The sequence below is a fragment of the Mesorhizobium sp. J428 genome (genome assembly GCF_024699925.1).
GTDB lineage: Bacteria > Pseudomonadota > Alphaproteobacteria > Rhizobiales > Rhizobiaceae > Mesorhizobium_A.
The window spans coordinates 3973756-4000261 of the sequence record NZ_JAJOMX010000001.1; the positions used below are offsets into that span (position 1 = coordinate 3973756).

The 26506-nt window shown below is 66.5% G+C and carries 28 protein-coding genes; 13 read left to right on the forward strand and 15 right to left on the reverse strand.

The window, feature by feature from the left end; all coding sequences use genetic code 11:
• Positions 1-5 precede the first annotated feature (5 nt).
• Both LRS09_RS19925 and LRS09_RS19930 read right to left on the reverse strand, forming a co-directional pair.
• Positions 6-554, reverse strand: coding sequence for a TetR/AcrR family transcriptional regulator (locus LRS09_RS19925; RefSeq protein ID WP_257808615.1), 549 nt, complete (start codon positions 552-554; stop codon positions 6-8).
• 271 nt (positions 555-825) lie between these two features.
• Positions 826-1518 carry a helix-turn-helix domain-containing protein gene (locus LRS09_RS19930; protein WP_257808616.1) on the reverse strand — a complete coding sequence of 231 codons (693 nt, stop codon included), beginning with the start codon at positions 1516-1518 and terminating at the stop codon, positions 826-828.
• 223 nt (positions 1519-1741) lie between these two features.
• Here LRS09_RS19930 and LRS09_RS19935 point away from each other — a divergent pair, with 223 nt between their 5' ends.
• Positions 1742-2815 carry an acyl-CoA dehydrogenase family protein gene (locus tag LRS09_RS19935; RefSeq protein WP_257808618.1) on the forward strand — a complete coding sequence of 358 codons (1074 nt, stop codon included), beginning with the start codon at positions 1742-1744 and terminating at the stop codon, positions 2813-2815.
• A gap of 103 nt (positions 2816-2918) precedes the next feature.
• Here the strand turns inward: LRS09_RS19935 and LRS09_RS19940 are convergent, their stop codons facing one another.
• A complete protein-coding gene (locus LRS09_RS19940; protein WP_257808619.1) occupies positions 2919-4370 on the reverse strand; it encodes an acetamidase/formamidase family protein in 1452 nt (483 codons plus the stop codon).
• A 276-nt stretch (positions 4371-4646) separates the two neighbouring features.
• On the opposite strand from LRS09_RS19940, the gene LRS09_RS19945 reads away from it, so the two are divergent.
• Entirely contained in the window at positions 4647-6965 is a 2319-nt protein-coding gene (locus LRS09_RS19945; protein ID WP_257808620.1) for an acetamidase/formamidase family protein, read from the forward strand.
• Positions 6966-6998: 33 nt separating this feature from the next.
• On the opposite strand, the gene LRS09_RS19950 is transcribed toward LRS09_RS19945, so the two are convergent.
• From LRS09_RS19950 to LRS09_RS19970, 5 genes are all read right to left on the reverse strand, one after another.
• The gene (locus tag LRS09_RS19950) at positions 6999-7178 is read right to left on the reverse strand and encodes a hypothetical protein (protein WP_257808621.1); all 180 of its coding nucleotides are present in this window, start codon (positions 7176-7178) and stop codon (positions 6999-7001) included.
• A gap of 89 nt (positions 7179-7267) precedes the next feature.
• Positions 7268-7549 (reverse strand): cell division topological specificity factor MinE, encoded by a 282-nt coding sequence (minE, locus tag LRS09_RS19955; protein WP_257808622.1) that lies wholly within the window; start codon positions 7547-7549, stop codon positions 7268-7270.
• On the reverse strand, positions 7546-8361 hold the full coding sequence (minD, locus tag LRS09_RS19960; RefSeq protein ID WP_257808623.1) for a septum site-determining protein MinD: 816 nt from the start codon (positions 8359-8361) through the stop codon (positions 7546-7548). Before minD ends, minE begins: the two co-directional genes overlap by 4 nt.
• A 31-nt stretch (positions 8362-8392) precedes the next feature.
• Entirely contained in the window at positions 8393-9139 is a 747-nt protein-coding gene (minC, locus tag LRS09_RS19965; RefSeq protein ID WP_257808625.1) for a septum site-determining protein MinC, read from the reverse strand.
• Between the two features lie 239 nt (positions 9140-9378).
• Positions 9379-11493, reverse strand: a complete 2115-nt coding sequence (locus tag LRS09_RS19970) for a S9 family peptidase (protein WP_257808626.1) — start codon at positions 11491-11493, stop codon at positions 9379-9381.
• A gap of 133 nt (positions 11494-11626) precedes the next feature.
• Between LRS09_RS19970 and LRS09_RS19975 the strand changes: the two genes are divergently transcribed.
• Positions 11627-11986, forward strand: coding sequence for an SH3 domain-containing protein (locus LRS09_RS19975; RefSeq protein ID WP_257808627.1), 360 nt, complete (start codon positions 11627-11629; stop codon positions 11984-11986).
• A gap of 425 nt (positions 11987-12411) precedes the next feature.
• Positions 12412-12831 (forward strand): MucR family transcriptional regulator, encoded by a 420-nt coding sequence (locus LRS09_RS19980; protein WP_085464613.1) that lies wholly within the window; start codon positions 12412-12414, stop codon positions 12829-12831.
• Between the two features lie 37 nt (positions 12832-12868).
• Here the strand turns inward: LRS09_RS19980 and LRS09_RS19985 are convergent, their stop codons facing one another.
• A complete protein-coding gene (locus LRS09_RS19985) occupies positions 12869-13225 on the reverse strand; it encodes a cytoplasmic protein (protein WP_257808628.1) in 357 nt (118 codons plus the stop codon).
• A 228-nt stretch (positions 13226-13453) separates the two neighbouring features.
• Here LRS09_RS19985 and LRS09_RS19990 point away from each other — a divergent pair, with 228 nt between their 5' ends.
• Together LRS09_RS19990 and LRS09_RS19995 are read left to right on the forward strand one after the other, a co-directional pair.
• Positions 13454-13867, forward strand: a complete 414-nt coding sequence (locus LRS09_RS19990; protein ID WP_374684862.1) for a helix-turn-helix domain-containing protein — start codon at positions 13454-13456, stop codon at positions 13865-13867.
• A 194-nt stretch (positions 13868-14061) separates the two neighbouring features.
• Positions 14062-14661 carry a DUF6456 domain-containing protein gene (locus tag LRS09_RS19995; protein WP_257808630.1) on the forward strand — a complete coding sequence of 200 codons (600 nt, stop codon included), beginning with the start codon at positions 14062-14064 and terminating at the stop codon, positions 14659-14661.
• Here the strand turns inward: LRS09_RS19995 and LRS09_RS20000 are convergent, their stop codons facing one another.
• Together LRS09_RS20000 and LRS09_RS20005 are read right to left on the reverse strand one after the other, a co-directional pair.
• Positions 14662-15096 (reverse strand): SufE family protein, encoded by a 435-nt coding sequence (locus tag LRS09_RS20000; RefSeq protein WP_257808631.1) that lies wholly within the window; start codon positions 15094-15096, stop codon positions 14662-14664.
• Between the two features lie 54 nt (positions 15097-15150).
• On the reverse strand, positions 15151-15501 hold the full coding sequence (locus LRS09_RS20005) for a DUF5330 domain-containing protein (protein ID WP_257808632.1): 351 nt from the start codon (positions 15499-15501) through the stop codon (positions 15151-15153).
• Between the two features lie 507 nt (positions 15502-16008).
• Between LRS09_RS20005 and LRS09_RS20010 the strand changes: the two genes are divergently transcribed.
• From LRS09_RS20010 to LRS09_RS20020, 3 genes are read left to right on the forward strand one after another with little or no spacing between them, the layout of a single operon-like run.
• Positions 16009-17721 carry a HAMP domain-containing sensor histidine kinase gene (locus LRS09_RS20010; RefSeq protein ID WP_257808633.1) on the forward strand — a complete coding sequence of 571 codons (1713 nt, stop codon included), beginning with the start codon at positions 16009-16011 and terminating at the stop codon, positions 17719-17721.
• Complete coding sequence (locus LRS09_RS20015) at positions 17696-18475, forward strand: peptidoglycan-binding protein (RefSeq protein WP_257808634.1); 780 nt, start codon at positions 17696-17698, stop codon at positions 18473-18475. The genes LRS09_RS20010 and LRS09_RS20015 overlap by 26 nt, the downstream gene beginning before the upstream one ends.
• Positions 18476-18497: 22 nt before the next feature.
• Positions 18498-18842 carry a DUF1491 family protein gene (locus tag LRS09_RS20020; RefSeq protein WP_257808635.1) on the forward strand — a complete coding sequence of 115 codons (345 nt, stop codon included), beginning with the start codon at positions 18498-18500 and terminating at the stop codon, positions 18840-18842.
• Here LRS09_RS20020 and LRS09_RS20025 read toward each other — a convergent pair whose 3' ends face one another.
• A complete protein-coding gene (locus LRS09_RS20025) occupies positions 18843-19844 on the reverse strand; it encodes a hypothetical protein (protein ID WP_257808636.1) in 1002 nt (333 codons plus the stop codon).
• Positions 19845-20019: 175 nt separating this feature from the next.
• On the opposite strand from LRS09_RS20025, the gene LRS09_RS20030 reads away from it, so the two are divergent.
• Complete coding sequence (locus LRS09_RS20030; protein WP_257808637.1) at positions 20020-20211, forward strand: hypothetical protein; 192 nt, start codon at positions 20020-20022, stop codon at positions 20209-20211.
• Between the two features lie 5 nt (positions 20212-20216).
• Here LRS09_RS20030 and LRS09_RS20035 read toward each other — a convergent pair whose 3' ends face one another.
• The 3 genes from LRS09_RS20035 to LRS09_RS20045 all read right to left on the reverse strand — a co-directional run bounded on the left by LRS09_RS20035 (position 20217) and on the right by LRS09_RS20045 (position 23535).
• Positions 20217-20765: a DUF1254 domain-containing protein gene (locus LRS09_RS20035; RefSeq protein WP_257808638.1), complete on the reverse strand. Its 549-nt coding sequence runs from the start codon at positions 20763-20765 to the stop codon at positions 20217-20219.
• A complete protein-coding gene (locus LRS09_RS20040) occupies positions 20758-21321 on the reverse strand; it encodes a DUF1214 domain-containing protein (protein WP_257808639.1) in 564 nt (187 codons plus the stop codon). Before LRS09_RS20040 ends, LRS09_RS20035 begins: the two co-directional genes overlap by 8 nt.
• Positions 21322-21390: 69 nt before the next feature.
• Positions 21391-23535: a transglycosylase domain-containing protein gene (locus tag LRS09_RS20045; protein WP_257808640.1), complete on the reverse strand. Its 2145-nt coding sequence runs from the start codon at positions 23533-23535 to the stop codon at positions 21391-21393.
• A 313-nt stretch (positions 23536-23848) separates the two neighbouring features.
• Between LRS09_RS20045 and LRS09_RS20050 the strand changes: the two genes are divergently transcribed.
• The 3 genes from LRS09_RS20050 (at position 23849) to LRS09_RS20060 (ending at position 26440) form a co-directional block, all read left to right on the forward strand.
• Positions 23849-25411, forward strand: a complete 1563-nt coding sequence (locus LRS09_RS20050; protein ID WP_257808641.1) for an alpha/beta fold hydrolase — start codon at positions 23849-23851, stop codon at positions 25409-25411.
• A gap of 154 nt (positions 25412-25565) precedes the next feature.
• The gene (locus tag LRS09_RS20055) at positions 25566-25928 is read left to right on the forward strand and encodes a nuclear transport factor 2 family protein (protein WP_257808642.1); all 363 of its coding nucleotides are present in this window, start codon (positions 25566-25568) and stop codon (positions 25926-25928) included.
• A 125-nt stretch (positions 25929-26053) separates the two neighbouring features.
• Positions 26054-26440, forward strand: coding sequence for a cupin domain-containing protein (locus tag LRS09_RS20060; protein ID WP_257808643.1), 387 nt, complete (start codon positions 26054-26056; stop codon positions 26438-26440).
• The last annotated feature ends 66 nt before the right edge of the window (positions 26441-26506 follow it).

The window sequence follows — 26506 nt, forward strand, 5'->3', positions numbered from 1 at the left end:
ACCTGTCAGAGTTCGGAGGACGGGCTGCGGAAACAGCGCTCGAGCTCGGAGAAGACCCGGTCGAGCGCTTCCGCGGACGGATTTGGTTGCTTGGTCGTGGCGATCATGCCGCCGATGATGATGGAGGCGGCGGCAGACGGGTCGAGATCGGCGCGGAACGTGCCGTCGGTGCGGCCGGCTTCGAGGATCGCGCGCCATTGCTGGTGCCAGTAGCCGCGCATCGGAGCCATGGCGGCGGCCACCGCAGGATCACGCCGGGAGCGCTCCTGCATCTCGCCCATCACGAGATATCGGTCGGGCGTGTTGAGGAAGGTGTCGCGGAAGTCGGCGAACTCCAGTCGCATGCATTCGAGCGGTGTGAGGCCGCCGCGCGGGCGGGCCCTGTGCTGGGCGATGAAGTCGTCGCGCAGCGACTGGGCGACGAGCGTGATCAGCGCCTCCTTGGAGGGGATGTGGTAGTGCAGCGTCGCGATGTTGATGCCGACCCGCTCGGCGATGTCGCGCATCCGCAGGCCCTCGAACCCGCGCTCGGCGATCAGGCGGCGTACGGCCAACGCGATTTCGGCGCGACGCAGAATCGCCGTCGCGGCGGGGAAGTTCCAGCGTATCGGTCATGGCCATCAATCAGTTGATTGAGAGGCAATCAATCAGTTGATGGAGAGAATGTCAAGAGTGCACGGCCCTGGGGAAGGAAGGGTCGAGCGGCCTGCCAGCCAGCAGCGATCGGGCGAGGTCTTGTCAGTGCTCCTCGCTCGCTTGTGCGGTGACAAGCGCCTGTGGAGCCGGGTGAACGGTCCGGCCGCGGCGCGGCCTGCGATCGCAGCCCTACTGCACGCGCCGTGGAATCGGGGCGAAGGCGCTGAGGCCGAGCCACTGCGGCATCGAACGCGCCAGATGCGGGTCGCCTTCGATCTTGATCTGGCCGCTCTCGGTCTCGTTCTTGATGGTCGTCAGCCCCATCCAGACTGCGGTCATCGCGCGCAGGGAGCTCTTGACCAGGAGGTCGAGCTCATGGCCCGGATCGAAATTGCACAGATCGACCGAGCCGCCTTCGACGACCAGCCACCATCTTTTCTGCGCCTGCGGAAGCTCCGAATACAGAAACTGTATCGTGCAGCGCCTTTCCGGCAGGAGGCCGGCGTTGAGGCTGCGGCGCATATCCCACATCAGCAGCGACGGGTCGAGGTTCTTCAGGGTGAGGCGCGATTCCATCCAGCGCTGCGCCCAGTTACCCAGGCCCATGATCACGGGCCGCAGCTCCTCGCCGGCTTCGGAAAGGCGATACTCGACCGTGCCGTTGGGCTTGCGGGAGGCGACGATCACGCCCGCCTGCTGCAGCTCCTTCAGCCTTTTCGACAGCAGCGCCGGAGACATTTTCGGCACGCCGCGGCGCAGGTCCGTGAAACGGGTGCTGCCGCAGAGGAGCTCCCGGACCACCAGCGTCGTCCAGCGGCTGCACAGGATCTCGGACGCCATCGAGACCGGGCAGAACTGACCGTAGCCACCGCGTTCCTGCATCGCCGAGCCTCCATTGGGCCGGACCAGAATACTCTACAAGCGAGGCGCCGGAAACAGCGAGGTTCACTTTCTGAACTGGATCGGCTGCCGGGCCCCGAGAGATCATGGAGCATCAGATCAATGGAGGTTTCCATGTCAGCCACACTCAACTTGAAGGAATATTCAGCGACTGCGATCGGGTACACCCCGCGACGTGGTCGCGGCCGCCCACCGGATCGCGCCGATGCTTGCCGCGCGCGCCGAGGAGGTCGACGAAACCGGCCGGTTCGTGGCCGAAAGCTACGACCTCCTGAAGCAGGAAGGCCTGGTCGAGGCAGGCGTGCCCTCCGAGCTCGGGGGCGGGGGTGCCGAGGTCGCGGACCTGGCAGAGATGCTCAGGGTGATGGCGCGCTCCTGCGGCTCCACCGCACTTGCCTTTGCCATGCACACCCATCAGGTCGCGATCCCGGCCTGGCGCTGGCGGCACCAGAAGGTCGCCGCGGTCGAACCGCTTCTGCGCCGCGTGGCGGCCGAGCGCCTGGTGCTGCTGTCGTCGGGCGGTTCCGACTGGATCGGGGGTTCCGGCAAGGCCGAGAAGGTGGACGGCGGCTATCGCGTCAATGCGCGCAAGGCGTTCACGTCCGCAGCCGAGGCAGGCAGCATCCTGATGACGGGAGCCATCGTCGAGGATGAGAGTGGCAATCACTCAGTCATCCATTTCGGCGCGCCGATGAAATCCGCCAATGTGCGGATCGAACAGACGTGGCGGACGCTTGGCATGCGCGGCACCGCCTCGAACGACGTCGTCATCGAGGACCTGTTCGTTCCGGACGCGGGTGTCTCGTTTTCCCGCAAGGCGGGGGAATGGCATCCGGTGTTCCAGACCATCGCCACGATCGCGTTTCCGCTGATCTATGCCGTCTATCTCGGCATTGCCGAGAGTGCGCGCGACATCGCGGTCGGGCTCGCGAACACGAGACCCGGCGCCGATGCGGCCATCGCCGGTCGCATGGATACGGAGCTCCGCGCGGCCCAGCTTGCGCATGGCTGGATGCTGGACGCGGTGGCGCGCAATGCACCATCCGCGGACACCGTCAACGAGGTGATGATCGGCCGCACGCTAGTGGCGCGCCATGGGATCGAGGCGGTCGAACTTGCGATGGAACTGGCAGGTGGCGCCTCGTTCTACCGCAAGGCGGGCCTGGAAAGGCGGTTCCGCGACATCCAGGGCGCCCGCTTCCATCCGCTGCAGAGCGGCCCGCAGGCGCGCTATGCCGGGGCTGTGGCGCTCGGTCGCCCGACGGCTGAAATATTCTGATCGGCAGACCGGATATCGCCTCCCTCGTTGGGGCGGGCTCCCGGTCCACCCGAACCTCGCCGGCGCGACGCCGCGCCGGCAAGGCTTTGGCAAGAGGAAGGACTCAGGCGCGTCCGGAGAAGAGGTCCTTCTTGACGATGCCGTGGACGCCCCAATTTCCGTCGACGACCTGGGTCACGCCGAAGTCCACGCCGATCGAGATGATCGAGATCGCCTCGTCCTCGGTCAGGCCCTTGGTCGTCATGAGGAAGTGCCGCATCTTCTTGAACGCGTCCTGCAGCGCGAGGTCGACGGAGGACTTCGAGTAGATCTCGCTCTGCGCGTTGGCGCCCAGTTCGGCGAGGTAGTTGCCGATGCTGAAACCGTGGACCACCCACTCCGTTTGCGTCTCCAGCATGGGATAGCCGAGCTCTTCCAGCGGCGTGCCGGCGAGGTCGGCCTTCTTGTGCAGGATAAGCTGGAAGGTGCCTGTGAGCGAGCATTCGATCGCGGTGCCGCACAGCTCGCTGTCGCCCTGCGACGCATGAGGGTCGCCGACCGAGAGCAGCGCGCCGTCGACCGAGACGGGGTAATACATCGTCGCGCCCTTGCCGATGCGCCAGTTGTCGATATTGCCGCCGGTGTAACTCGGCGGGATCGAGTCGACGTAATCGGCTTCTGTGGGCGCCAGGCCCAACGTGCCGAAATGCGGGCGGATCGGCACGCGCACGCCCTTGAGGATGTCAAAGTTGCGCGTCACGGTGGAATGGTTCACCGGCACGCCGGGATAGTCGATCGTCGGATGCACCACGCCGAACGGGTCGGTCTGGGGTGTCCATTTGAAGTTGTAGACCGCCTCCGCCCAGCTCTTGCCACCGGTCGCATCGACCTCGTAGATCGTGATGACCTCGCGCTTGTCGCCGCCGAGCAGGTGGTTGTAGTGGAAGCCCCAATTGGCCGCCGCGTTCGATCCGAACGCCTTGCCGGCGAATTCGGGATTGGCCGAGGGGCGCGGCACGCAGTCGAGGATGCGCACCTCCAGCACGTCACCCGGTTCGGCGCCGCGCACATAGACCGGGCCGGTCATGATGTGCACGCCCTGTCCGTCGCCCGAGCCCTTCTTGTAGACGGCCGGATCGGTGGAGCCAGCACCGCGTCGGTCGACGCCTTTCTTGTCCTTGGTCCACTCGTAGACGCTTTCCGCGCCTTCATCGCCCTTGACCATGCGCTCCAGATCGTCGGCGGCGTGATGCGTCAGCGTCTCGATCGTGACGATGTCGCCCGAGTCGATCTCGATGCGGGGCTTCAGTTTCTTGGAGAAATAGCCCCAGTGGACGGTCTCGGCATTTGCCGGCAGGTGATGATAGCTCGCGGGTCCGCGCTGGCGGGCGGCAGTCGCCTGGGCAAGCGCCGGCGTGACCAGGCTGGCACCACCGGCTGCGCCGAAGGCCGCGAGCCCGCCCGCGGCCAGGAGACCGCTTTTCAGGAAGGACCGCCGCTCGGGGTTCAGGTCCTCCCGAAAGGCTTTGTAGTGCGCTTCGAAATGAGGGCAATGAACGTCGTCACCTTTGCACATGTTGCTGTTCCCCTTTGGCTTGTGATGGTGTTCGCGTGGCCCATGATGGCCGGCGAACGACCGGTTGCAACCGCGGCCAGCGCGCCGCCGCATTGCTCGAAACTCCAGCGGGTGGAGAGAATGTGATTTTATATCAATGAGTTGCGACGCACGCGGCTTTTTCGGGTGCGTTCAGGTGTGGGTGAAAGTCAAAACTATCGACGCGTGGGAACAAATATCCGCGAAGAATTTCGGGTTAGTGTTCGACACAGGTATGAACGCGTATGATTGGACCCGATGACGGTAGCGCAGCTCAACCTCGACGCGGTGCCCACGGACGGCCGCTTCACCATATGGCGCGACCAGCTGCTCGAAATGGGGCTGGCGCCGCTGATCGATTCCGGGCAGCTGGGGACCGGCACTCTCGTCTCCTTCACCTCGCCTGGCGGAACGAGAATGGCGATGGTGTCGGGCCGCGACCAGGAGTTCGGCTTCGACGGGCGAAGTCTCCAGCCCGACAGCCTGATGCTGATCCTGGTTCTGGCCGGGCGCGGGCGCCTGTCCGGCGCGCGCCGCTCCTTCGAACTCGCCGAGGGCGACCTGACGGTGCTAGCCCCGACGGGCGAGACACGGCTGGACATGCGCGGCGACTTCTCGCTGCTGACGCTCGACCTGCCGCGCGGCGCGGTCGCAGCGCGGCTCGGGCGGAACCGCGTGGCCTTTCCGACCGTGCTCGGCGCGAGCGTGGCGGCGTCGGCGGCGCGGCCGGTGCTGCGCACGCTGGCGATGAACCTTCGCTCGCTCGATCCGGGCGATTTCGCCGCGGCCGAGATCGCTGTCACCGAATTGGTGACGAGCGCGCTGCTGGCCGAGACGAGGGGCTCCGGCGACGAGCGGACCGACGTGCAGCGTGCGAATTTCCGCAGGGTGGCGGCGGCGGTCGAACGCCGGCTCGGCGAGCAGGGGCTGTCGATCCAGGATCTCGCCCGGCAGGAGGGCCTGTCCACGCGTTACGTCCAGCGCCTGTTCGAGCAGCATGGCGAGAGCTTCTCGGACTACGTCCGCCGGCTGCGGCTGGAGCGCTGCCGGGCGGAACTGGCCGATCCCGCGCGCGGCCGCGAGAACGTGGGAACGATCGCCCAGCGCTGGGGCTTCCGCGACCAAGCCTATTTCAGCCGGGCGTTCAGCGCCGCCTACGGCCAGACGCCGCGTGACATGCGGCGCGTCGGGACCGGCGGGGCCGACGATACCCGCCCGCTGCAACGGGGCAAGCCGCTGCACCGACCGACGGGCCGGCTCGTCCTGCCGCTGCTCGGGCGTGGTCGCAGCATCGGTCCCGACAGCAACCTGTTCGCTTCCGAAAGCCTGCAGAAGCAGACGGACTTCCACCTGCCGGCAAGCGCACAGTCGGTCCACTGGGGCTATCTCAGCAAGAACCTGCCGCCGGTGCTCACTGTCCTGCCGGGCGCGACGGTGACCGTCGAGACGCTGACGCAGCACGCCGGAGACGATTTCGAGCGCATGATCCTCGGCGATACGGGCGCCGAGAGCGTTTTCGCCTGGACGAAGGAGACCAAGGCCGTCGACCGGCGCGGCGCCGGGCCGATGAACGCCTCGATCTTCGGCCGCGGGGCGGGCGAAGGGTTCGGCGTCCACATCCTTACGGGACCGATCTTCGTGCGCGGTGCGGAACCGGGCGACACGATCGAGGTGGAGTTCCTCGACATCCGGCCGCGCCCCAGCGCCAATCCCCAGTTCGCGGGCAAAGCCTTCGCCTCAAACGCCTCGGCGTGGTGGGGCTACCAGTATCAGGATCCGATCGTGCCCGGCGCGCGGCGCGAAACCGTCACGATCTTCGAGATCGACCTTGCCAAGCCTGACGTGGCGCGGCCTCTCTACAACTATCGCTGGACCGCGCAGACGGACCCGTCCGGCGTCGTCCACGAGACGATGGACTATCCGGGGATCGTGGTCGACCATGGCACCGTCACGAAGAACTGGCGGGCCCTGAGCGGGATCGAAATCCCCGCCCGGCTGCATTTCGGCGTGGTCGCGCTGGCACCACGCGAGGACGACCTGGTCGATTCGATCCCGCCGGGCTATTTCGGCGGCAACATCGACAATTGGCGGCTAGGAAAAGGAAGCCGCATCTTCCTTCCGGTTTCGGTGCCCGGAGGGCTGCTCTCGATCGGCGACGGCCACTTCGCCCAAGGCGACGGCGAGGCCAACGGCACAGGGCTGGAATGCTCGCTCACCGCCGACATCCGTCTGACCCTGCACAAGATGACGGCCGAGACACAGCCGTTCCTGCGCGCGTTGAGCGGCCCGCTCATCGAGACGGAGACGCACTGGGTCATCCAGAGCTTCAGCTATCCCAACTATCTGCGCGAGCTGGGCCGCGACGCGCAGTCGAAGGTCTACCAGCGGTCCTCGATCGACCTTGCGATGCGCAATACCTTCCGTCAGGCGAGGCGCTTCCTGATGGAACATCACAGCCTGAACGAAGAGGAGGCGAACTGCCTGCTGTCCCTCGGCGCCGATTTCGGCGTCACGCAGGTCGCCGACGGCAATTTCGGCGTGCACGTGACGATCCCCAAGGCGCTGTGGAAGCCATAGCGCAGCGGGGAACGTAGCTCGCCGGGAACGCCGTCAGGCGGCGGCCTGCCTCGGCTCGCCCGGGGCGAGGCCGGCGGCGCGTTCGCAATGCTCGACGTGTTTTTCGAGCGCGTCTTTCGACAGCACCGCACTGATGGTGCAGATGTCGCGGTTCTGGAACTTCGGCAGCCGCTGAAGTTCCTGCAGCCGCACGAGCAGGGCGCCACGGGTCATGTTTCGTCTCCTTCTTTGGGAACGCGCCCGACCGCGGCATCGCCGCCGGTTGGGATCGTTCCGGGCGGTGTCCCCCGCCAGTTCGAAGATCAGGCGGCCTTCTTCTTCTCCACCTTCTTCTCGGCATGGAGAGGGATCTCGATGTCGACTTCGAGGGTGGAGACCTTGTCGCCGCGCTCCATCGTGACGCTCACCTTCTCCGGATCGATCGTCACGTGCTTGGCGACGACGGCGAGGATCTCCTCGCGCAGGATCGTCACGAGGTCGGACTGGCCGCCGATATGGACCCGCTCATGGGCGAGCAGGATCTGCAGGCGCTCGCGCGCAGCCGGCGCCGAGCCCTTGCGGTTGAAGAACGTGAACAGGCTCATGCCGCCCTCCTTCCGAACATCTTTGCCAGGATGCTGCGCTTCTCTCCCGGGATGGTGACCGGGATGGTCTCGCCGGCGAGGCGGCGGGCCGCCTGCGCATAGGCCATGGCCGGCGCGCTGCGGGCATCGGCCAGCGTGACCGGCGTGCCGAGGTTCGAGGCGCGGAGCACGTCCATCGATTCCGGGATGATGCCGATGAGCGGGATCGAGAGGATCTCGAGCACGTCGTCAACCTTGAGCATGTCGCCGCGGGCGGCGCGGGCGGGGTCGTAGCGGGTGAGAAGCAGGTGCTTCTCCATCCGCTCGCCGTTCTCGGCCTTGAGCGTCTTCGAATCGAGCAGGCCGATGATGCGGTCCGAATCGCGCACCGACGAGACTTCCGGATTGGTGACGATGACAGCCGCGTCCGCATGGCGCATGGCGAGCGTGGCGCCGCGCTCGATGCCCGCCGGGCTGTCGCAGATGATCCAGTCGAAGTGCTTCTTCAGCGTCTCCATGACACTGGCGACGCCCTCGGCGGTGAGCGCGTCCTTGTCGCGGGTCTGGGAGGCGGGCAGCAGGAAGAGCGTCTCGACCCGCTTGTCGCGGATCAGCGCCTGGGGAAGCTTGGCGTCGCCCTGCACGACGTTGACGAGGTCGTAGACGACGCGGCGCTCAGCACCCATCACCAGGTCGAGATTGCGCAGGCCGACGTCGAAATCGATGACGACTGTCTTTTCGCCGCGCTGCGCGAGCGCGGCTCCCAGCGCCGCCGTCGACGTCGTCTTGCCGACGCCGCCCTTGCCCGATGTGACTACGATAACCTTTGCCATGTGTCTCTCCTGTCCCCCTGTTCCTGCCGTCTCAGTTCAGTGTTTCCGCCATGATGGCGTCGCCTTCGAGCCAGAACTGCACGGCCTGGCCGCGCAGCTTCCTGTCCATGTCCTCGGCCGTCTTGTAGAGGCCGTCGATCGCCAGAAGCTCGGCCTCGAGCTTGCGGCAGAAGATGCGCGCCGAGACGTTGCCCACGGTGCCGGCGAGAGCGCGGCCGCGCAGCGTGCCGTAGACGTGGATCGAGCCGCCGGCCACGATCTCGGCGCCCGAGGCGACCGAGCCGATGATGGTGACGTCGCCCTCGGGGAAGACGACCGATTGGCCGGAGCGCACCGGCTCGCGGATGATGATAGAGGGCACGGAACGGGCCGGCCGGATGTCGATCTGCGCCGAGGGGGCGGCGGCCGGCTCTTCAGCCTGCGCTTCGCTGGCGGCCTCCTCGGAGGGGGTCTCGAAGTCGGGACCGGGGCGGCCGCCCTTCATGGCGGGCGGCATGCCGGGGCCGATGAGCGACGGGCGCGCGCCCTCGATGCCCATGATCCAGACATTGCGCTTGCCGAGCTCGGCGATCAGCTCGGCGAGGCCGGCCTTGGTGATGTCGACGTTTTCGAGGTCGAGCACGACGGGCCGGTTGAGGAAGAAGCCGGCGGAGCGCGATGCAAGATCGTCGAGCCGCGCGAGCCAGTCTTCTATCGGGAGTTCGGGGGAGAGCGTCAGGGCCAGGAAGGACCGGCCCTTGAGGCGGATCGGACGGTTGTCTGTTAGCGATTCGGTCATCTTGGTTAACGCTCTGTTGCGTCGACCAAATATGGGCGAGATGGTTAATCAAAGGTTAACGGCGAACGTCGCCGCTTACTCTCCAACCTAGCGACGGAAATGGTATAAGGTACTGGAATATCAGAGAAATCCTGACGCACCGCTTGTTCGCGGTGCGTCAGCCAATCGTTAAAATATCCTCATCGCCCAGATGGCCGCCGGAATCACGCGGAGGCGTCTCCCGGCGCCCGGAGGAAGGCTCACGACGACGGCGGCACGTGGTCCTTCCCGGTGACCTTCAGCGCGAAGGCGTAGGTGTAGGCGATCTCCTCCAGGCGGCTGAAACGGCCCGACGCGCCGGCGTGCCCGGCGTCCATGTTGATGCGGAAGAGGGCCGGATTCTTCGACGTCGAGCGCTCGCGTAGCCGGGCCACCCACTTCGCCGGCTCCCAGTAGGTGACGCGCGGGTCGGTGAGGCCGGCGACCGCCAGGATCGGGGGATAGGGCAGGGCCGCGACGTTGTCGTAGGGGCTGTAGGAGAGGATGGTGCGGTAGTCCGCCTCCGAGACGATCGGATTGCCCCATTCGGGCCATTCGGGCGGGGTGAGCGGTAGCGTGTCGTCGAGCATGGTGGTCAGCACGTCGACGAAGGGCACTTCGGCGACGATCGCACCGAAGGCGTCGGGCGCCATGTTGGCGACTGCGCCCATCAGCATGCCGCCGGCAGAGCCGCCCTGCGCAACGATGCGGTCGTGCGCGGTGAACTTCTCCGCCACGAGATGACGGGCGGCGGCGATGAAGTCGGTGAAGGTGTTGACCTTCTTCTCGCGCTTGCCGTCCTCGTACCAGCCATAGCCTTTGTCCTTGCCGCCGCGGATATGGGCGATGGCGTAGACGAAGCCGCGGTCGACCAGCGACAGGCAGTTGGTGTTGAAGCCGGCCGGGATGGTGATGCCGTAGGAACCGTAGCCGTAGAGCAAGAGCGGCGCGGTGCCGTCGAGCTTCGTGTCGCGGTGATAGAGCAGCGACACGGGGACCGTCTCTCCGTCAGGCGCAGGCGCCATGACGCGGCGGGTGACGTAGTGGTCCGGATCGTGGCCGGAGGGCACTTCCTGGGTCTTGAGCAGGACGCGTTCGCGGGTCGCCATGTCGTAGTCGTAGACCTGGCCGGGCGTGGTCATCGAGGAGTAGGAGAAGCGGATCACGGTCGTGTCGTATTCGGCGGAGCCGCCGAGGCCGAGCGAATAGGCCTCCTCGTCGAAGGCGATCATGTGCTCCGCACCGGAGGCGCGTTCGCGCACGACGATGCGCGGCAGCCCTTCCTTGCGCTCCAGCCGCACCAGGAAGTCGCGGAAGCTCATGACGGAGAGGATCAGGCGGCCGGGCTCGTGCGGCACGACCTCGCGCCAGTTGGCGCGCGACGGGTCGGAGGCCGGCGCGGACATGATCTTGAAGTCCTTGGCGCCGTCGGCATTGGTGAGGATGAAGAACTCGTCGCCGCCTTCCTCGACCTCGTATTGCAGGCCTGGCTCGCGCGGGGCGACGATCTTCGGCTCGGCGGACGGGTCGTTTGCGGGCAGGATGCGGTATTCGGTGGTCTCGTGGTCATTGATGACGACGAAGATCCAGTCATTGTTGCGCGCGCCGCCGACATTCATGAACATGCCCGGATCTGTCTCCTCGTAGACCAGCCGGTCGGCCGCCGCGTCGGTGCCGAGGCGGTGGTAGAAGAGCTTTGACGGGCGGTGGCTGGCGTCGAGCCGGGCGTAGAAGAAGCCGTCGCCCGCCGCGTCCCATACGCCGCCGCCGCCGGTGTCGGCGACCGTGTCGGCAAGGTCCGCACGGGTGTCGAGGTCACGGACGCGCAGCGTGTAGAACTCGGAGCCCTTGTCGTCGACGCCCCACAGAAGCTTGCGGTGGTCGAAGGAATGGTCGACGCCGCCGATGCGGAAATAGGCCTTGGTCCCGGCTTCCAGGTCGCCGTCGAGATAGATGTCCTCCGGGCCGCCTTCGCGCGGGGTGCGGAAGAAGCGCGGCTGCTCGCCGCCCTTCTTGTAGGACGAGCCGTAGGCATAGGGGCCGTCCTTCATCGGCACGGAGGAATCGTCCTCCTTGATGCGGCCCTTCATCTCGGCAAACAGCACCTTCCGCAGTTCCGCCGTGTCAGCCATCAGCGCGGTCTGGTAGGCGTTCTCGTCCTCCAGATGCCTGCGGATCGCCGGGTCGAGCACGGCCGGGTCCTTGAACACCTCCTGCCAGTTGTCGGCGCGCAGCCAGGCGAATTCGTCGACCCGGGTGATGCCGTGGCGGGTGTCTTCGACGGGGCGGCGCTCGGTGACCGGGGCGGGCAGGTCCGGGAAGGGGCTCTTCGTCATCAGGCGGTCTTTCGCTGTTGAATGCGGAATGAACGGAGGGATCAGGAGGGGTTCAAGTAACAGAAATTAGTTCTGACGGCATGGGCGCGAAACAACCGACACCGATACAGCCCGAAACATGGAGGACATCATCATGAAGCGCACTCTGCTCGCCGCATCTCTCTTCTTCGCCGTCGCCGCAGCCGCGGGCGATGGCCACGCCGCCGCTTTCTCAGCCTGGCAGGTGACCGACGTCTCCTGGGGCGATACCCTCAACGTCCGCAAGTATCCAGCCAGCTATTCGCAGAAGCAGTCGGCCTATCCCAACGGCACCGTGCTGCAGATGACCGGCCGCTGCACCGACGGACTGAACCTGTTCGACATCTCCGGCAAGTCTGAATGGGCGCAGAAGCAGGCCGTGCGCTATCGCTGGTGCGAGGTCTGGCACGATCCGAAAAACGACGGTGACTTCACCACCGGCTGGGTCTACGGCAAATACATCCGCCCGCACTGACGGTCGGAACGCGCTCTCGCGGCTGAAACACGAAAAGGCCCGGAAGGCCAGCGCCTTCCGGGCCTTTGCGCGTGCATCGATCAAGAATCCGGTGCAGTTTCCCCAGCTGCGCGCCATAATTCTGAATGAAACCACAAGTTTGCATTTTGTTAACAAATGTTTCCAGCTGACTTGCACGACTTGTTCATTCTGGCGGTCTCGACGCGCGGAAGTTGTGAAAGCGATTTTGCAGATCAATTTGATCTGGACTGACTTGGAAGACTCTGGTGAGAAATTCGATTTCGTAATTGACTTATACTGTTGCTCACTCCATTTGTTGCGCGGGGATTGCGAATCGAAGGGCACTCTGTTCCGCGTCCCCGCAATCCCGGCGGATACAGACAAAGCCCAAAATCATCCTGACGTACTAGCTAAGGGGCACTGCAATGGACATCAACGAAAGCAGCCTAAGGAGCGGCGACACGCTGATCGAACTCACGGCGGACGTTGTCGCCGCCTATGTGAGCAACAATCCTGTTCCCGTTTCCGAGCTTGCGAATCTGATTGCGGACGTTCACGCCGCGCTCGGGCGCGTCGGCGGGACCGTGGAGGCGCCGCCGGCCGAGAAGCAGAAGCCGGCCGTCAACCCGAAGAAGTCGATCCACGACGAGTATCTGGTCTGCCTGGAAGACGGCAAGAAGTTCAAGTCGCTGAAGCGTCACCTGATGACCCATTACGGGCTGACCCCCGACGCCTACCGCGAGAAGTGGGGCCTTGATCCGAGCTACCCGATGGTCGCGCCGAACTACGCCGCCGCGCGCTCGCAGCTGGCGAAGAAGATGGGGCTCGGCCGCAAGCGCAAATAAGCATCGCGAATTCGGGCATCGGGCTGCCCGAGGACGTTCAACCCGCTCGCAGCCAGTGCTGCGGGCGGGTTTGTTTTTGCCGGGTGGTCTCCTGCGGTGATCCCGCCTCCTCCGACCGCGGGTCTTGCGCCGCCAGCCGGTCGAGCGCCTGCTTGAGCGCGATGTGGCGGTTGAGATCGTAACTCCAGTGCCTGCGCATACCTTTGAGCCGCTCGCGCTCCATGAGCCGAGCAATGCGCGCCGCGATCCGGCGACGCTCGATGCCTGTCGCTGCAAGTGCTGCCGCAAGATCGATACCTGAGATCAGGAAGAAGGCGGCTGTCTGCCGGGCCTGCCGCTCGAACTCGTCCTTCTGCTGCCGAAACCGGCTGGCTTCCAACGCAAATTCACTCATCTGGTCGCTCCGTGACTGTCGGCCGGAGCTTCGTTCGAGCGGCGGAGGGCGCGGATAGATTCGTTGCGCCCAGCGAATGCTTGCGCCTGATTTCTCAATGGAATCAAAGCAACGAAGAATCCAATGAGGGAAAACTTTCCTATTTCTGTTCACACCTCCGCGCGCCGCCGATATAAGAAGAAATTCCTATAACGGGAAGAAATTCCTATAACGGATGGAGGGAACGGAGTGGCGACGATACAGGCCTTGCGCAGAGATCCGAACGAGGCGCCCGAACCGCCGCCCCTGCGATTCCCTCAGGTCCGCTCCGTCCATCGCATCGAGCGGAACATCGAGCTCTGCGAATGCATGATCGACATCGCGGCAGCACTCTTCAACGTGAGCGGCCGCGACCTGCGGCATCCCGGCCGCTCCTCGCATTCCGTGGCGCGGGTCCGCCAGATCGCCATGTATGTCGCCCATGTAGCTCTCGGCCTGTCGATGAACGAGGTCGGCAGGGGCTTCGGCCGCGACCGCACGACGGTGCTGCATGCCTGCCACCTGGTGGAGGACATGCGCGAAGACGGCGAGTTCGACCGGATCGTCGCCATGACCGAGCGCGTGGCGTGCGCAGCACTTCGCAACCGTGACGGAGCCTATTGAGATGGCGAACGACAAGACTGCAAAATGGCTGACGCTCCGCGCCATCGCCGACGGAAAATGCCGCGTCGAAGCGGGCGACGGGCCGCGGGACATCGTGCTCACCGATGCCGAAGGCGGGCTGCACCGTGCCCGACCCCGCGGTCCTGCGCACGCTGGCTCGCGAGGCGCTCGTCCGGCGTCGCGGAGAGGTGTTGATGCTCACGGTCCCGGGCAGGGCGCTGTTGCGCAGGGAGGGCGGGTCCAATCCATTCGAGGCGCGGCGCCGGGATCTGGAGCTCGACGACGTCGAGACGCCGGACGGCCGTGCGATCACCCTGGTAAACCTGGCTGAATCGCCGCTCAGGCAACTGATGCAGCTTAAGACCCGGAACGGGGACGCCTTCCTGACCAGACGGGAGTTCGAGGCCGGCGAGCGGCTGCGCGCCGACTATACGCGCGCACAGATGCTGCCGCGGCTCGGCGCCAATTGGGAGCAGCCGATCGCGACAGGCCGCCGCGCCGGCTCATCTGCCGACCTGTCCGACGGGGCGATCGCGGCAAGGGGGCGGGTGGAGCGTGCAGTCGAGGAGGTCGGCCCGGAGCTGTCCGGCGTGCTGATCGACGTCTGCTGCTTCCTGAAGGGGCTGGAGACGGTTGAGGCCGAGCGCAGCTGGCCGGTCCGCTCCGCCAAGCTGATGCTCAAGGCCGCGCTTGGCGCGCTGTCGCGGCACTACCAGCCGGCGGCGACAGGGAACAAGCGCCGGCAGATCCTGTCATGGGGCAGCGAGGGCTATCGGCCGTCGATCGGCGGCTGATCAGGCGGCGGCCGCCGCGGCGTCGCGGCGGATGCGCGCCACCATCGAGCGCAGGCCGTTGGCGCGCTGCGGCGTCAGGTGCTCGTCGAGCCCGAGGCGCTTCAGCACCGCCTCGGCGTCGATGCGCGCGATCTCGCTCGCCCGGCGGCCTGAGAACAGCGCCAGCATGATCGCGACGAGGCCGCGCACGATATGCGCGTCCGAATCGCCGATGAAGCGCATAACCGGATCAGGCCCGTCGCCGCGCGTGGTCTCGAGCCAGACCTGGCTGACGCAGCCCTGGACCTTGTTCTGCGGCGTGCGGGCCGATTCGGGGAAGGCGGGCAGGTCGCGGCCGAGATCGATCACGTAGCGATAACGATCCTCCCACTCTTCGAGGAATTCGAAATCGTCGAAGATCTGCTGGATGCCCGGGTTGAGTGCCGTATCGCTCATGCCCTGCATATAGGTCGAAAGGGGCGGCCGTCACAATGGCCGCGCCGGCAAAGCCTATTCGGGCTTGGCTTCCTCGGAAGCCGCGGCCGGATCGGTCTGTGCCGCCGGCACTGTTCCGGTGGTCGTCGCGTCCGGCTCGCCGAACTTGTCGTCCAGCAGTTCGAAGGCGATACGCGAGGCCTCGCGGGCCCGCACACCGATGGTGTGGAGCGCGGCCTTGCCGGTGACGCAGACATCCGGCTTGCGCTCGCAGATGCCGCTGATGTCGCCGACCGCCTCGCGCGCCGCCGACAGCGCCTGGATCGGCCCGACCGATTCGGCCGTCTCATTTCCGCCGGAGCCGCCGAACGGAATGATCAGCAGAACGAGCGAAAGCCAGAAAGCGCAGCGGATCAGAAAGCCCATCGTCGCAGTCCCCGTGCCGGTTCGTTTTCGGGCGTTTTTGCAGATGCAATGCGCCCTTGACGCAACGACTGTCGCACCGACGCGCAAATGGCGGCTTGCAGCGAAAGCGACGATTTGGCGCGAATTCGCATCAAATTCGAAACATCCGGATTTGATTCAAAAACGATGAAAACTTGAATCGATGGCTTAACTTCGGATTAACCATATAAGCTGTTGAAGAAATTAGATATTCTTCTCTGGTGCGCCGTAGCGGAGACGAGATCGCGCCGTTTCCGGACGGTCGGACGGGCATAACGCCGCGTTTACCATGACGGCACTTCGCGTCTTTCCGCCATCCTCAAGGCCGGTGTTTCGGCCCTCGCGGAGACGGAAACGGGTCCGCCTTATTCATTCTTTAAACGGTGGGTGCGAGGGTCGGTCCAAGGAAGCAGATCCGCTCTGCGGAAGTGTCTCGGGTAGACCGGTTTGAGTTCAGTTGCGTCCAGCGTCATCGGGTTTTCGGCAGGAATGGCCGCGAGCTGCGACCGTCTCGTCGCCCCCACCGTCGGGGGTCTCGAGCGCGCGCGCCAACGGCGCCTTATCGCCGTATTGCTTGCCGGCCCCTTCGTGCTCGCGGGTGTCTGGCCGACCGTGTTCGCCGCCGGCCTGCCGCGCGATCTGAGCTTCGGCATCCTGACGCTGGGCTTCATGATGGCCTGGGCGAGCATCGCCTATGTCGCGACGCGCGCCGACCTCCCCAACGCGGCCTCGGCGGCGCTCGCGGCCGCGACCATGCTGCTGGCCGTGGCGATCGCCGGCGCGGGTGGCCTGTCCTCCCCCGTGATGCTGATCGCAGGCGCGCTCGCCTTCGAATCCTGGTGGGTCATGCGCAGCCGCAGGGCGCTCGTCTGGGGCGGCGTCGCCGCCGCCGTGGCGATCGTCGCGCAGCCCGTCATCGGAATGCTCGGCCTTGCGCCGGCCCCTGCCTTCAGCGCGTGGCACTGGCTCGTGCCGCTGGCCTATGGCGCCATCGCCGCGCCGCGCCTGGCGAGCGCCATACGCGAGGAAATCGAGGCGTTGCGCCAGCCGCGCGAAACGGCGGTCGAGGACGTGCTCGACGCCGTGGTGCTGCGGATCGCCCGCAGCGGCGACACGACCGATGTCGGCGGCCGCAGCGAGGCGCTGCTGGGCGTCGCGCCCGAACTGCTGCTCGGCGAAGGCTTCTTCGAGCGCGTGCATGTGAGCGACCGGGTCGAGTTGATGCGCGCGCTGGCGGATGCCGATCGCGGCCATACGGACTTCGAGCTGCGCATCCGCGTGGCGGGTGACAGCGCAGGCACTTTCCGCAGCTTCGCGGCCGAGCTGCACGGCGGGTCGCCGCGCCTGCTGGTGCTGCGCGGCAACGGCAAGGTGGAGGCGTTGCGGCACGAACTGGCAGAAGCGCGCGAGCAGGCCGCCGGCAGCGACGTCGCCAAGGCGCGCTTCCTCGCCGCCGTGAGCCACGAGCTGCGCACGCCGCTCAACGCCATCATCGGCTTCTCCGACATGCTGGCCTATGAGATGGTCGGCCGCTTCACCGATCCGCGCCAGAAGGAATATGCCTGCCTGATCCGCGATTCCGGCGGCCATCTGCTGAGCGTGGTCAACTCGATCCTCGACGTTTCGAAGATCGAATCGGGCGCCTATCCGATCCGGCCGGAGCCGTTTCGCTTCGCCGAGGCCGCGTCCACCTGCCATGCGATGCTGGCGCTGCAGGCGGCCGAGAAGTCGGTCGAGCTCTCCAACCGCGTCACGCCGGCCGTGGGCGAAATCTGCGCCGACCGACGCGCGGTGCAGCAGATCCTGATCAACCTGCTCTCCAACGCGGTGAAGTTCACGCCGCGCGGCGGTTCGGTGAAGCTCGACGCGCGCCGCCACGGCCGCATGATCACCTTCGAGGTGGCCGACACCGGCATCGGCATCGACGAGGAGGACCTTGCGCGGCTCGGCCGGCCATTCGTACAGGTGCATAACGACTATACCCGCCAGTTCGACGGCGCGGGGCTGGGGCTTTCCATCGCCAAGGGCCTGGTGGCGCTGCATGGCGGTGCGATGTCGATCCAGAGCTCGCCGGGCGCCGGCACGGTGGTGAGCGTGACCCTGCCGATCGAGGAGCATGCAGTGATGACCACGCCCGAGCCGAAGGCGCAGGACACGGAGGTTGAGGAGTACGACGGTGCGACGTTCCGAAAGTCGGCTTGAAGAAGACAGCCCCGTCGGCGCCTTCCTGCGCGACGGCATCTATGCGGCCGGGGCTGCGATCTCGCGCAATCCCGTCCTGGTCGGCGGCACCACCGCTTTCCTGGTGACGCTGTTCTACGTCTCGGCCAACGCGCTGTGGTACCAGCCGCAACCGCATGCGAGCGCCTTCTTCATCACCCGCGAGATGCCGAACTACGTTGCGCCGCTGCCGGAGACCGACCCGTTCCAGGACGAGGAGGAAGAACACTCCGCCGCACCGCCTCCCGCGGCCGCGCCGCGCCTGCCGGCGGACCCGACCGTGCAGCAGGTGCAGGACATTCTCGGCGACCTGAACCTCTATACCGGCTCCGTGGACGGCATCGCCGGCCCGCAGACCAAGAAGGCGATCGCGGACTATCAGAAGCTGGTCGGGCTCGATCCATCGGGTGAGATCGACCAGAGCCTGCTCGACGAATTGATGGCGCGGCGCGCGCCGCAGAAGACGGACGACGCATTGCCGCCGCCGCCAGCGCCGAGGCCCGCCCGCGTCGAACCCGTGGCCGCGGTCATTGCGCAGCCGCCGCGCGAAGACGTGCTCAAGATACAGGCCGGGCTCAAGGCTTTCGGCAACGACGGAATCGAGCTCGATGGCAAGCTCGGGTTGAAGACCAAGACGGCTATCCGCGAGTTCCAGTCGCTGTTCGGACTGCCGGTGACCGGCGAGCCGGACGAGAAGCTGCTGGTCAAGATGCGCCAGATCGGCTTGACCAACTGAGCTTTCCCGCGCAGGGAAGGCCATGCGCGTCACCAGCGATCTCTGGGTCTCGGCCCTGTTGCGTCGGGCCTTCGGCGAAGGCGGCTTCGGCGCCGTGCTGCGCCGCGGCGGCGACAGCGCCGGCGCGATCTTCATCGTCACGCGCGACAGGATGGGCGAGGCGACCCTCTACGGCCCGGCGCCGCAGACCGGCTATGACGATGCGCGGCCCGACGACCGGCTGTTCGTGGAACTGATGCGGACCACCGACGGTGCGCGGATCGACGAGCGGCTGGCGAAGGAGAGCCGCTTCGATCCGGACCTGTGGCTGGTCGAGATCGAGCCGGGACGGCCGGACGCCGACCTCTTTCCCCTCATGAAGCCGTGATCAAGAGGCCCTGAGAAGCCGCGCTTCACCGGCGACGGCTTCGGCGTCGGCCTGCCGCCGCACCAGCGCGGCGACGCTCTCGGCCTTGAGCCGGCGGATCTCGTCGCGGCCGGCCTCGACATGGATGAGATTGTAGTGCTCGACGAACAGGCGGATCGCTTCCGCATGCGGGTGGGCATTCGGGTCTATGGCGCTGACCACGAGGAAGGCCTGCTCGACGCTCAGACCGAGACCGCGCAGCACCAGGACCAGCGACCGCCGCAGGGCGCGCTGCGACAGCGGCCGGGCCTGCGTGTACGCGATGTCGGCGGTGTCGGCGAGCGCGGTCTGGAACAGGGCGGGCACGCCGGTGAGCGCCGTATCGCGCAGCTTGCCGTAGCCGGTCGGAGCCGGCTGGGCCTCGGGATCGGAAAGCGTCGGCTTTGCCTCGCCGCCGACAGCCATCATCGCGCGCAGCCTGGCGCGTGCGCCCTCGGCCGCGCCGGAGGGGCGCGGGATCGCCGTCTCGGCGCTGGGCGACAGGACGATCTCTTCCTCCAGCGATGGCGGCTGATTCGGCTCTGCGTCCACCGCTGCCTGCGCGGCAGAGGCCGCTTCCAGCGCACGGATGAGCCGGGCGATCGCCGGGTTGAGGGAAGCGCGGTTGGCGATGGCGCGCGCATGGCCGATGCCGTGGCGGGCAATCAGGCCGATCAGATCGACATCCTTCAGCGCGCGCGACCGCATCAAGATCGGGGCGGAGATTTCGAGCGGCTCGGCTGCGAGACGCCGGACCAGACCGGCGGGTGCGGGCCGGCATTCCGACAATGCGGCGGCGACGTAGCGGCGGGCTTCCGCCGAAACCTGATCGTAGAGGGGCAGGGTGAGATCGTCGAGCTGGACTGCGTTCTGCCGTGTCGGCCGGGTGAGGGCGCAGAAGGCGGAGACGGAGGCGCGGAAAAGCCTTTCGGCCTTGCCCTCCTCGCCGCGTATGGCGATCTCTCTGAAGTCTGAACTGGACACGGACGCTGCTGATACTCGACGCGGAACTGGCGTGAACGACCGCAAACGGCGGATTTCACGGGGCATTCTTCAGTTTAGAGATGATCCGTTAGCAGTCCGTTAACCGTATGGGCGTCTCATCGATGAGAGGTTGAGTTGCAGTCGCAAGGAGTGTGCATCCAGAAAGGCGGATCGAATGGCGACCATACTGAATTTCCGGCCGAGACAGTCGACGATTTCCAGACCAAGGGAGGGCAGTGGCCCGGCCCAGGTGGTGTTCTTCACCGGCGTGCGCTACGAGCGCTCCGCGTCGGGCGAGGCGCGAAAGGTCGAAGCGAAGGGTGACGACCGCCAGCTAGGCTCGCAGCAGGCCACGCTTCCCCACTGACGCCGTCAGCCCGCTCCCGTCTCGCAGCGCGCGGCGGAGATGTGGCGCTCGACGGTCTGCCGCCAACTCGGATCCGGCACGAAGCTGCGCAGGATGACCATGCCTTCCGAAATGTCGGTCTCCACGAAGACGGCGTTCTCGTAGTTCGCCGGCATCGCCTTGCGAAGCTCGATCAGCTGCAGCGGTTTCGCCACCACCACGTCGAGGATGCCGCCGGTGGCGGTGCGGTCGCTGAGGCTGAAGACGTTCTGGCCTCGCCGGTCGAACACCGACAGCGACCAGTAAGGAACGTGCCCCGGCGAGAAGACATGAACCGAGCCGTCATCGAGGTCGAACCGGCAGGCCGCCACCTCGAACATCGGATCGGCATTCGCGAGCGCCTTGGCCGCAGGGCCGGCGCGGTCGAGCCGGTGGATCACGTAAGGCGGACCCGCCTCGGACACGAGCGCCCATGAATCGCGCTCGGAGTAGAACGGGATCAGGAAGACGATCGCGATGTGCACGATGCCCGCGCCCACAAGTCCGATCAGCACGGCATAGAGAAGCCTAGCCATTGCAGCCGACCCTCAGAACCTGCGGCAGCTCGGTGCCGGCGATGTCCTCGTTGGAGGCCGCGGGCGTGTCGTAGAGGGTGAGCACCAGCGCCATCATGCCGTCGCCGGACAGGGCGAGCCAGTTGCCCGGGGAGGGTTGGCGGCTCGCGGTGACCACGACGGAGCCGTCGCTCTCCCGCATCAGCGCCTGCGAGGACAGCGCCGCCGCGCGGGCGACGCCTTCGCCTGTGACATGCAACGTCCAGAAGCGGGCGGAGGGCACCTGGCCCTCGACACGGTAGGTGCAGAACAGCCGCAGCGGCTCCCCGCCCGAATCGCGGCCGGTGGTGAAGGCGATGCCCTCGGCGCGGCCGAGCGGCAGGTCGGCCTCGCGGGCGACGCGCGCCTTCGAATAGGGATCGGCGTCGGGCGAGCCGGCATTGGGATAGGCGGTCCAGCCGCGCACGGTGAGCGCGCCGACGCCTTCCGCGCTCTCCAGCGCATACCACGCGCTGGCCGCGCCGCCACCCACGGCGATCACCGACGACAGGAGTATGGTCAGGGCATCGCGGAGCATCGGGTCAGGCGGGCCGGAGGGAAACGGCGACCGGTCTAACGCGGCCGCGCGGGGGCAGGCAAGGGCGGGTCACAAGGCCGACAGGGTCTCGCTGGCGGGCGGCGCGATCTTCGGAGCCTCCTCGAATCGCTTCGACAGCGACATCAGGAAGGACGTCGTCTCGGCGGACAGGGAACGCGGCAGCTCCGGGGCGGGGGCGGCGTTCTCCGCAGGCTTGGCCGCGGCCACCGCCGGCTCCTTGGGCTTGTCGATGAAGGGATTGTCGATCAGCGGGATCGGCTTCAGCTCGACGTTCTGGTGCGCATAGGCCATCAGCCGCTGCCAGGTCATCGCCGGCAGCGAACCACCGGTCATGTTGCGGGTAGGCGTCGATTCATCGTTGCCCATCCAGACGGCCGCCAGGTAGTTGCCGGTGAAGCCGACATACCAGGCATCCTTGTAAGCCTGGGTCGTGCCCGTCTTGCCCGCGCTCCGTATGCCCGGCAGTGCTGCACGGCGCGCGGTTCCCGTCTCAGGGATTTGAACGAGAATACTGTTCATCGAGGCCACCGCCTGTTCCGACAGCACCCGGTGCGGGGGAGAGGCGTCGCGGCCGTGGTCGTAGACGATCTCGCCCGAATGGGTGGTGATCTGCGTGATGCCGTGGCGCGTGCCGGCCATGCCGCCGTCGGCGAAGACCTGATAGCCCGTCGCCTGGTCCATCACGGTCAGGCTGGAGGTGCCGAGCACCATTGTTTTGTCGGAGAAGACGGGCGATTCAACGCCCATGTCCTCGGTGAGCTTCTTGATCGGCGCGATGGTGAGGTGCTCCTTGGCGAGCCTGACCGGCACGGTGTTGATCGACTTGATCAGCGCGGTGGCCAGCGTCATGCGGCCCGAATAGCCGCGCGAATAGTTCTTCGGCGACCAGTTGCCCCACGAAATCGGCGCATCGGAGATGACCGACTCCGGCTTGAACCCCATTTCCATCGCGGTCGCATAGACATAGGGCTTGAACGACGAGCCGGTCTGCCGCTCGGCCTTGGTGGCGCGGTTGAACTGGCTCTCGCCATAGTCGCGCCCGCCGACGATCGCCCGCACCGCGCCCGAATGGTCGAGCACGACGATCGCGCCCTGCTTGACGCCGTAATCCTTGCCGAACTGGCGCAGGTGGAATTCGAGCGACTCTTCCGCCGCCCGCTGGAGGTTGAGGTCGATCGTGGTGCGCGCAACCAGCGAATGCGAGGGCGCGGCCGCCGCGATGCGCTTGACCTCGTCGAAGGCCCAGTCGAGGAAATAGTCCGGCCGCTGGGTGTCGCCGCGGTCGACCGGAGTGGCCGGGTTACGCCGCGCCACCAGCACCTGGCCCTCGGTGAGGAAGCCGCCGTCGACCATCGCGGTCAGCACGACATTGGCCCGGGCGCGTGCGGCGGGCAGGTTGATGTGCGGGGCATATTTGGCCGGCGCCTTGAACAGGCCGGCCAGCATCGCGGCCTCGGCGAGGTTCACTTCCTTGATGCCCTTGCCGAAATAGAAGTCGGCCGCCGCGGTGATGCCGAAGGTGCCGCCGCCCATATAGGCGCGGTCGAGATAGAGCTGCAGGATTTCCTTCTTGGTGAGGTTCATCTCCAGCCAGACGGCCAGGAACGCCTCCTTGACCTTGCGCTCGATGGTGCGCTCGTTGGACAGGAACAGGTTCTTGGCGAGCTGCTGCGTCAGCGTCGAGCCGCCCTGGACGACGGAATTGGCGCGCACGTTCTCGCCCATGGCGCGGAACAGGCCGAGGAAATCAATGCCGTAGTGCTCGAAGAAGCGGCGGTCCTCGGTGGCGAGCACGGCCTTGATGACATGGTCCGGCATCTCGTCGATCGGCACGGAATCGCGCTGGATGATGCCGCGCTGGCCGATCTCGTTGCCGTAGCGATCGAGGAAAGTGACGGCGAATTCCTGCTGCGAGCGCCAGTCCTTGGACGTCTCCTCGAAGGCGGGCATGGCGAGCGCCAGAAGGACGACGGAACCGGCCGCGCCCATGGTGAATCCTTCGGAGAAAAGCTCCACCAGCCCCCGCCGCCAGCCGGAGACGCGGAAACGGCGGAAGAAGATGGTGACGGTTTCCCACCCCTGGCCGAGGCGAAAGCCGAGGTCGTAGAGCGATGAATCGATCCACGCGTCGAGCTCGAGCAGCTTCGTCGCTCTCGGCGCCCGCGATTGTCTCTTCCCCGTGCGATCGTCCATAGCTCTTCAGCCCGCCGCCAGCGGCCGCATAGATGCGCCCGAGCACGGCAATTTCGGGGCAGTCCCCACCCCGACCCCTCGCGCGGCCCTTGTCGGCTATTTTGACCGGATGGACAAGGCGGATTCCGGACCGGAAACGGATTGTTGATCGGGCAAGCGGCGGCGTCTGTGAGGTGCCAGCCGGTCGGAAGGCAGCCCGTCGATCCCCCGGCAGCAGGACCTCGTGTCCAAGTATCTCCGTCCGCAGCAAAGGCTGCGGATTTGTCGGGAATCCTGTTAGGATGAAGTGTCACTGGTCTTTTGGGGTAGGCAAGTGCGCACCGCCGTCACCCGGTATGCGAAGAGCGGAGAGGCGAGGATCGCCTATCAGGTGGTCGGCCACGGCACGCTCGACCTCGCGCTGATCCCGGGCTTTCCATCCAACCTTGAAATCCTGTGGGAGGACGCCGATTACAGCCGCCTGGTCAAGCGGCTGTCGGCGTTCTGCCGGCTGATCCTGTTCCAGCCGCGCGGTTCGGGGCTCAGCGACGGTATCGACCCGCGTGCGCTGCCCGATCCGCGGGCCTTGGTAGACGACATTCGCTCCGTCATGGATGCGGCCGGCTGCGGCCGGGCGGCGCTGCTTGGCGCATCGGACGGGGCAGCTCAGGCCATTTCGTTTGCCGCGACCTACCCCGAGCGGACGCGGGCGCTGGTCCTCGCCGGCGGCTATGCCTTCTTTCCGGATGCGGCGGCGGACGCGAGACGGATGCGTGCGAATGTCGAGGCGACCGAAGCCACCTGGGGAACGGGGGCCAGTCTGGCGCGGATGGCACCCGGCCGGGCCGACGACCGTGCCTTCGCGGACTGGTGGGCGCGTCTGGAGCGCTTGTCGGCGAGCCCGACGGCGGCGCTCCTCCAGGCGCGGACGAGTGCTGCGCTCGACGTGCGCGGCCTGCTGCCGGCCGTTGCCGCGCCCGCGCTTCTGCTACACCGGAGCGACGATGCGCATGTCAGGGTCGAGAGCAGCCGGCAGCTCGCCCGCGCCCTGAAGGATGCGAGGCTGGTGGAACTGCCCGGTCGCGACCATCCGGTCTGGATGGGCGACGTAGACAGCGTCGCGGATCTTGTCGAGGAGTTCCTGACGGGCGAACGCTCCGTGGCGCACGGAGACCGCGTTCTGGCGGTGTTGCTGGTCGCGCGAGTGGTCGGCACAGCCGGCGGTCTGGCTGCGGCCGTGACGAGCCGGCATCTTCAGGAGCGCATGGAGCTTTTCCGCGAAGCGTTGCCGCGGATCGTGACCCGGCACGGCGGCTACGGCCGATGGTCCGGCTCGGACCGGATCGATGCACGCTTCAACGGCGCGGCCCGCGCCGCAAGCTGCGCCATCGTGCTGAGGGAAACCGCGGCCTCGCTCGGCCTGGCGATCGCTCAGGGCATCCATGTCGGCGAGATCGACATGGCGCTCGAGCCGCTGTCGGGCGAAGCGCTCGACGTTGCCGACAGGATCGCCGCCGCGGCCCGGCACGCCGACATCATGCTGTCCCGGCTGGCGAGCGAACTGGTCTCGGGGTCGGGACTGCAATTCCTCGATCGCGGCCGCGTCGCGGTCGACGGGATGCGCGAGCCCCTACCGATCGTGGCACTGGCAAGCGAGCGTCATCTGGAGCCGTTGAGCCGCAGCAAGGTGCGCCCGACGGATCTCGGCATCCTCAGCCCGCGCGAGCGGGAGGTTCTCGAACTCGTCGCAGACGGCCTCAGCAACCCGCATATCGCGGTGCAACTTGGCCTGAGCGAACATACGGTGAAGCGGCACGTCGCAAACATCCTCCTCAAGCTCGACATGCCGACGCGGGCCGCGGCCGCCGGACTGGTGGCCCGCAGGACGGCGCAATGAGAAGCTGGCCCGATCGGGCCATCGGCGGCATGGCGCTTTCGGTGGAAGTGGGACGCAGAAGGAACGATTAGGTTGCGTCCAACAGATCGAAGCCGTCCCCCCAAAGACGCCTTCCGGCGCAAGGGCGGCACGGCTACAGCGACAGGAGGACGCCATGCTTGCCAAGACAAATCCCGTCACCGGCGCGGCGATCAAGCGTGCCATTGAAGCGCGCGACGGCCGCACACTCGCATCGTTTTACGCAGACAACGCGGTGACGCGTATCGTCGACCGCAACAACCCGCCTAGCACGCCGAGAGAGATCAAAGGGCGCGGCGCGATCTCAACCTTCTGGGACGACATCTGCAGCCGGACGATGACGCACCGCGTGGATGTGACGCTCTCAGACGGCGAGCAGATGGCCTTCACCCAGGCCTGCACCTATCCGGACGGCGCGAAGGTGTTCTGCATAGCGCTGCTCAAGCTGGAGAACGGGCTGATTGTCGACCAGACGGTCGTCCAGGCCTGGGACGAGTAATCCAGCGCGGAACAGTTTCCGGCAGTCCAATCGACGGTCCGGACGCCGTGAGGCGGGCCCGGAAAGGTCGCGGCGCGCCTGCGCCGGACGGGTGCGCGACAACACCAACAGGAAAGGATCGAACCATGCTGGTCGAAAACGCGAAATTGGCGGAGCTGAAGAATTTCGGGAAACCCGACGAGGTGCGCGAGTTTCCAAAGGGCCGCCTGGAACTCATCAAGGTGGGCGGGGCCACGATCGGTCGCGGCGTGTTCGAGCCAGGCTGGCGCTGGGCGACGTCCGTGCAACCGATCGCCAAGACGAAAAGCTGCGAGGCGCCTCATTTCCAGTATCACGTGGCGGGCGTGTTGCGGATCAAGATGGACGACGGCTCGGAATTCGACTGCAGGCCGGGCGATGTGTCGCTGCTGCCGAGCGGGCACGATGCCTGGACGGTCGGGGACGAGCCGGCGGTGGTCGTCGATTTCCAGGGAATGATCGACTACGCGACCGCGGGCCATTCGCACGGGTGACGGCGGCGCAACCACAACGATCACGCGATACCCGCAGTGCCGACCGGTGTCGCCGCCTGCAAACGG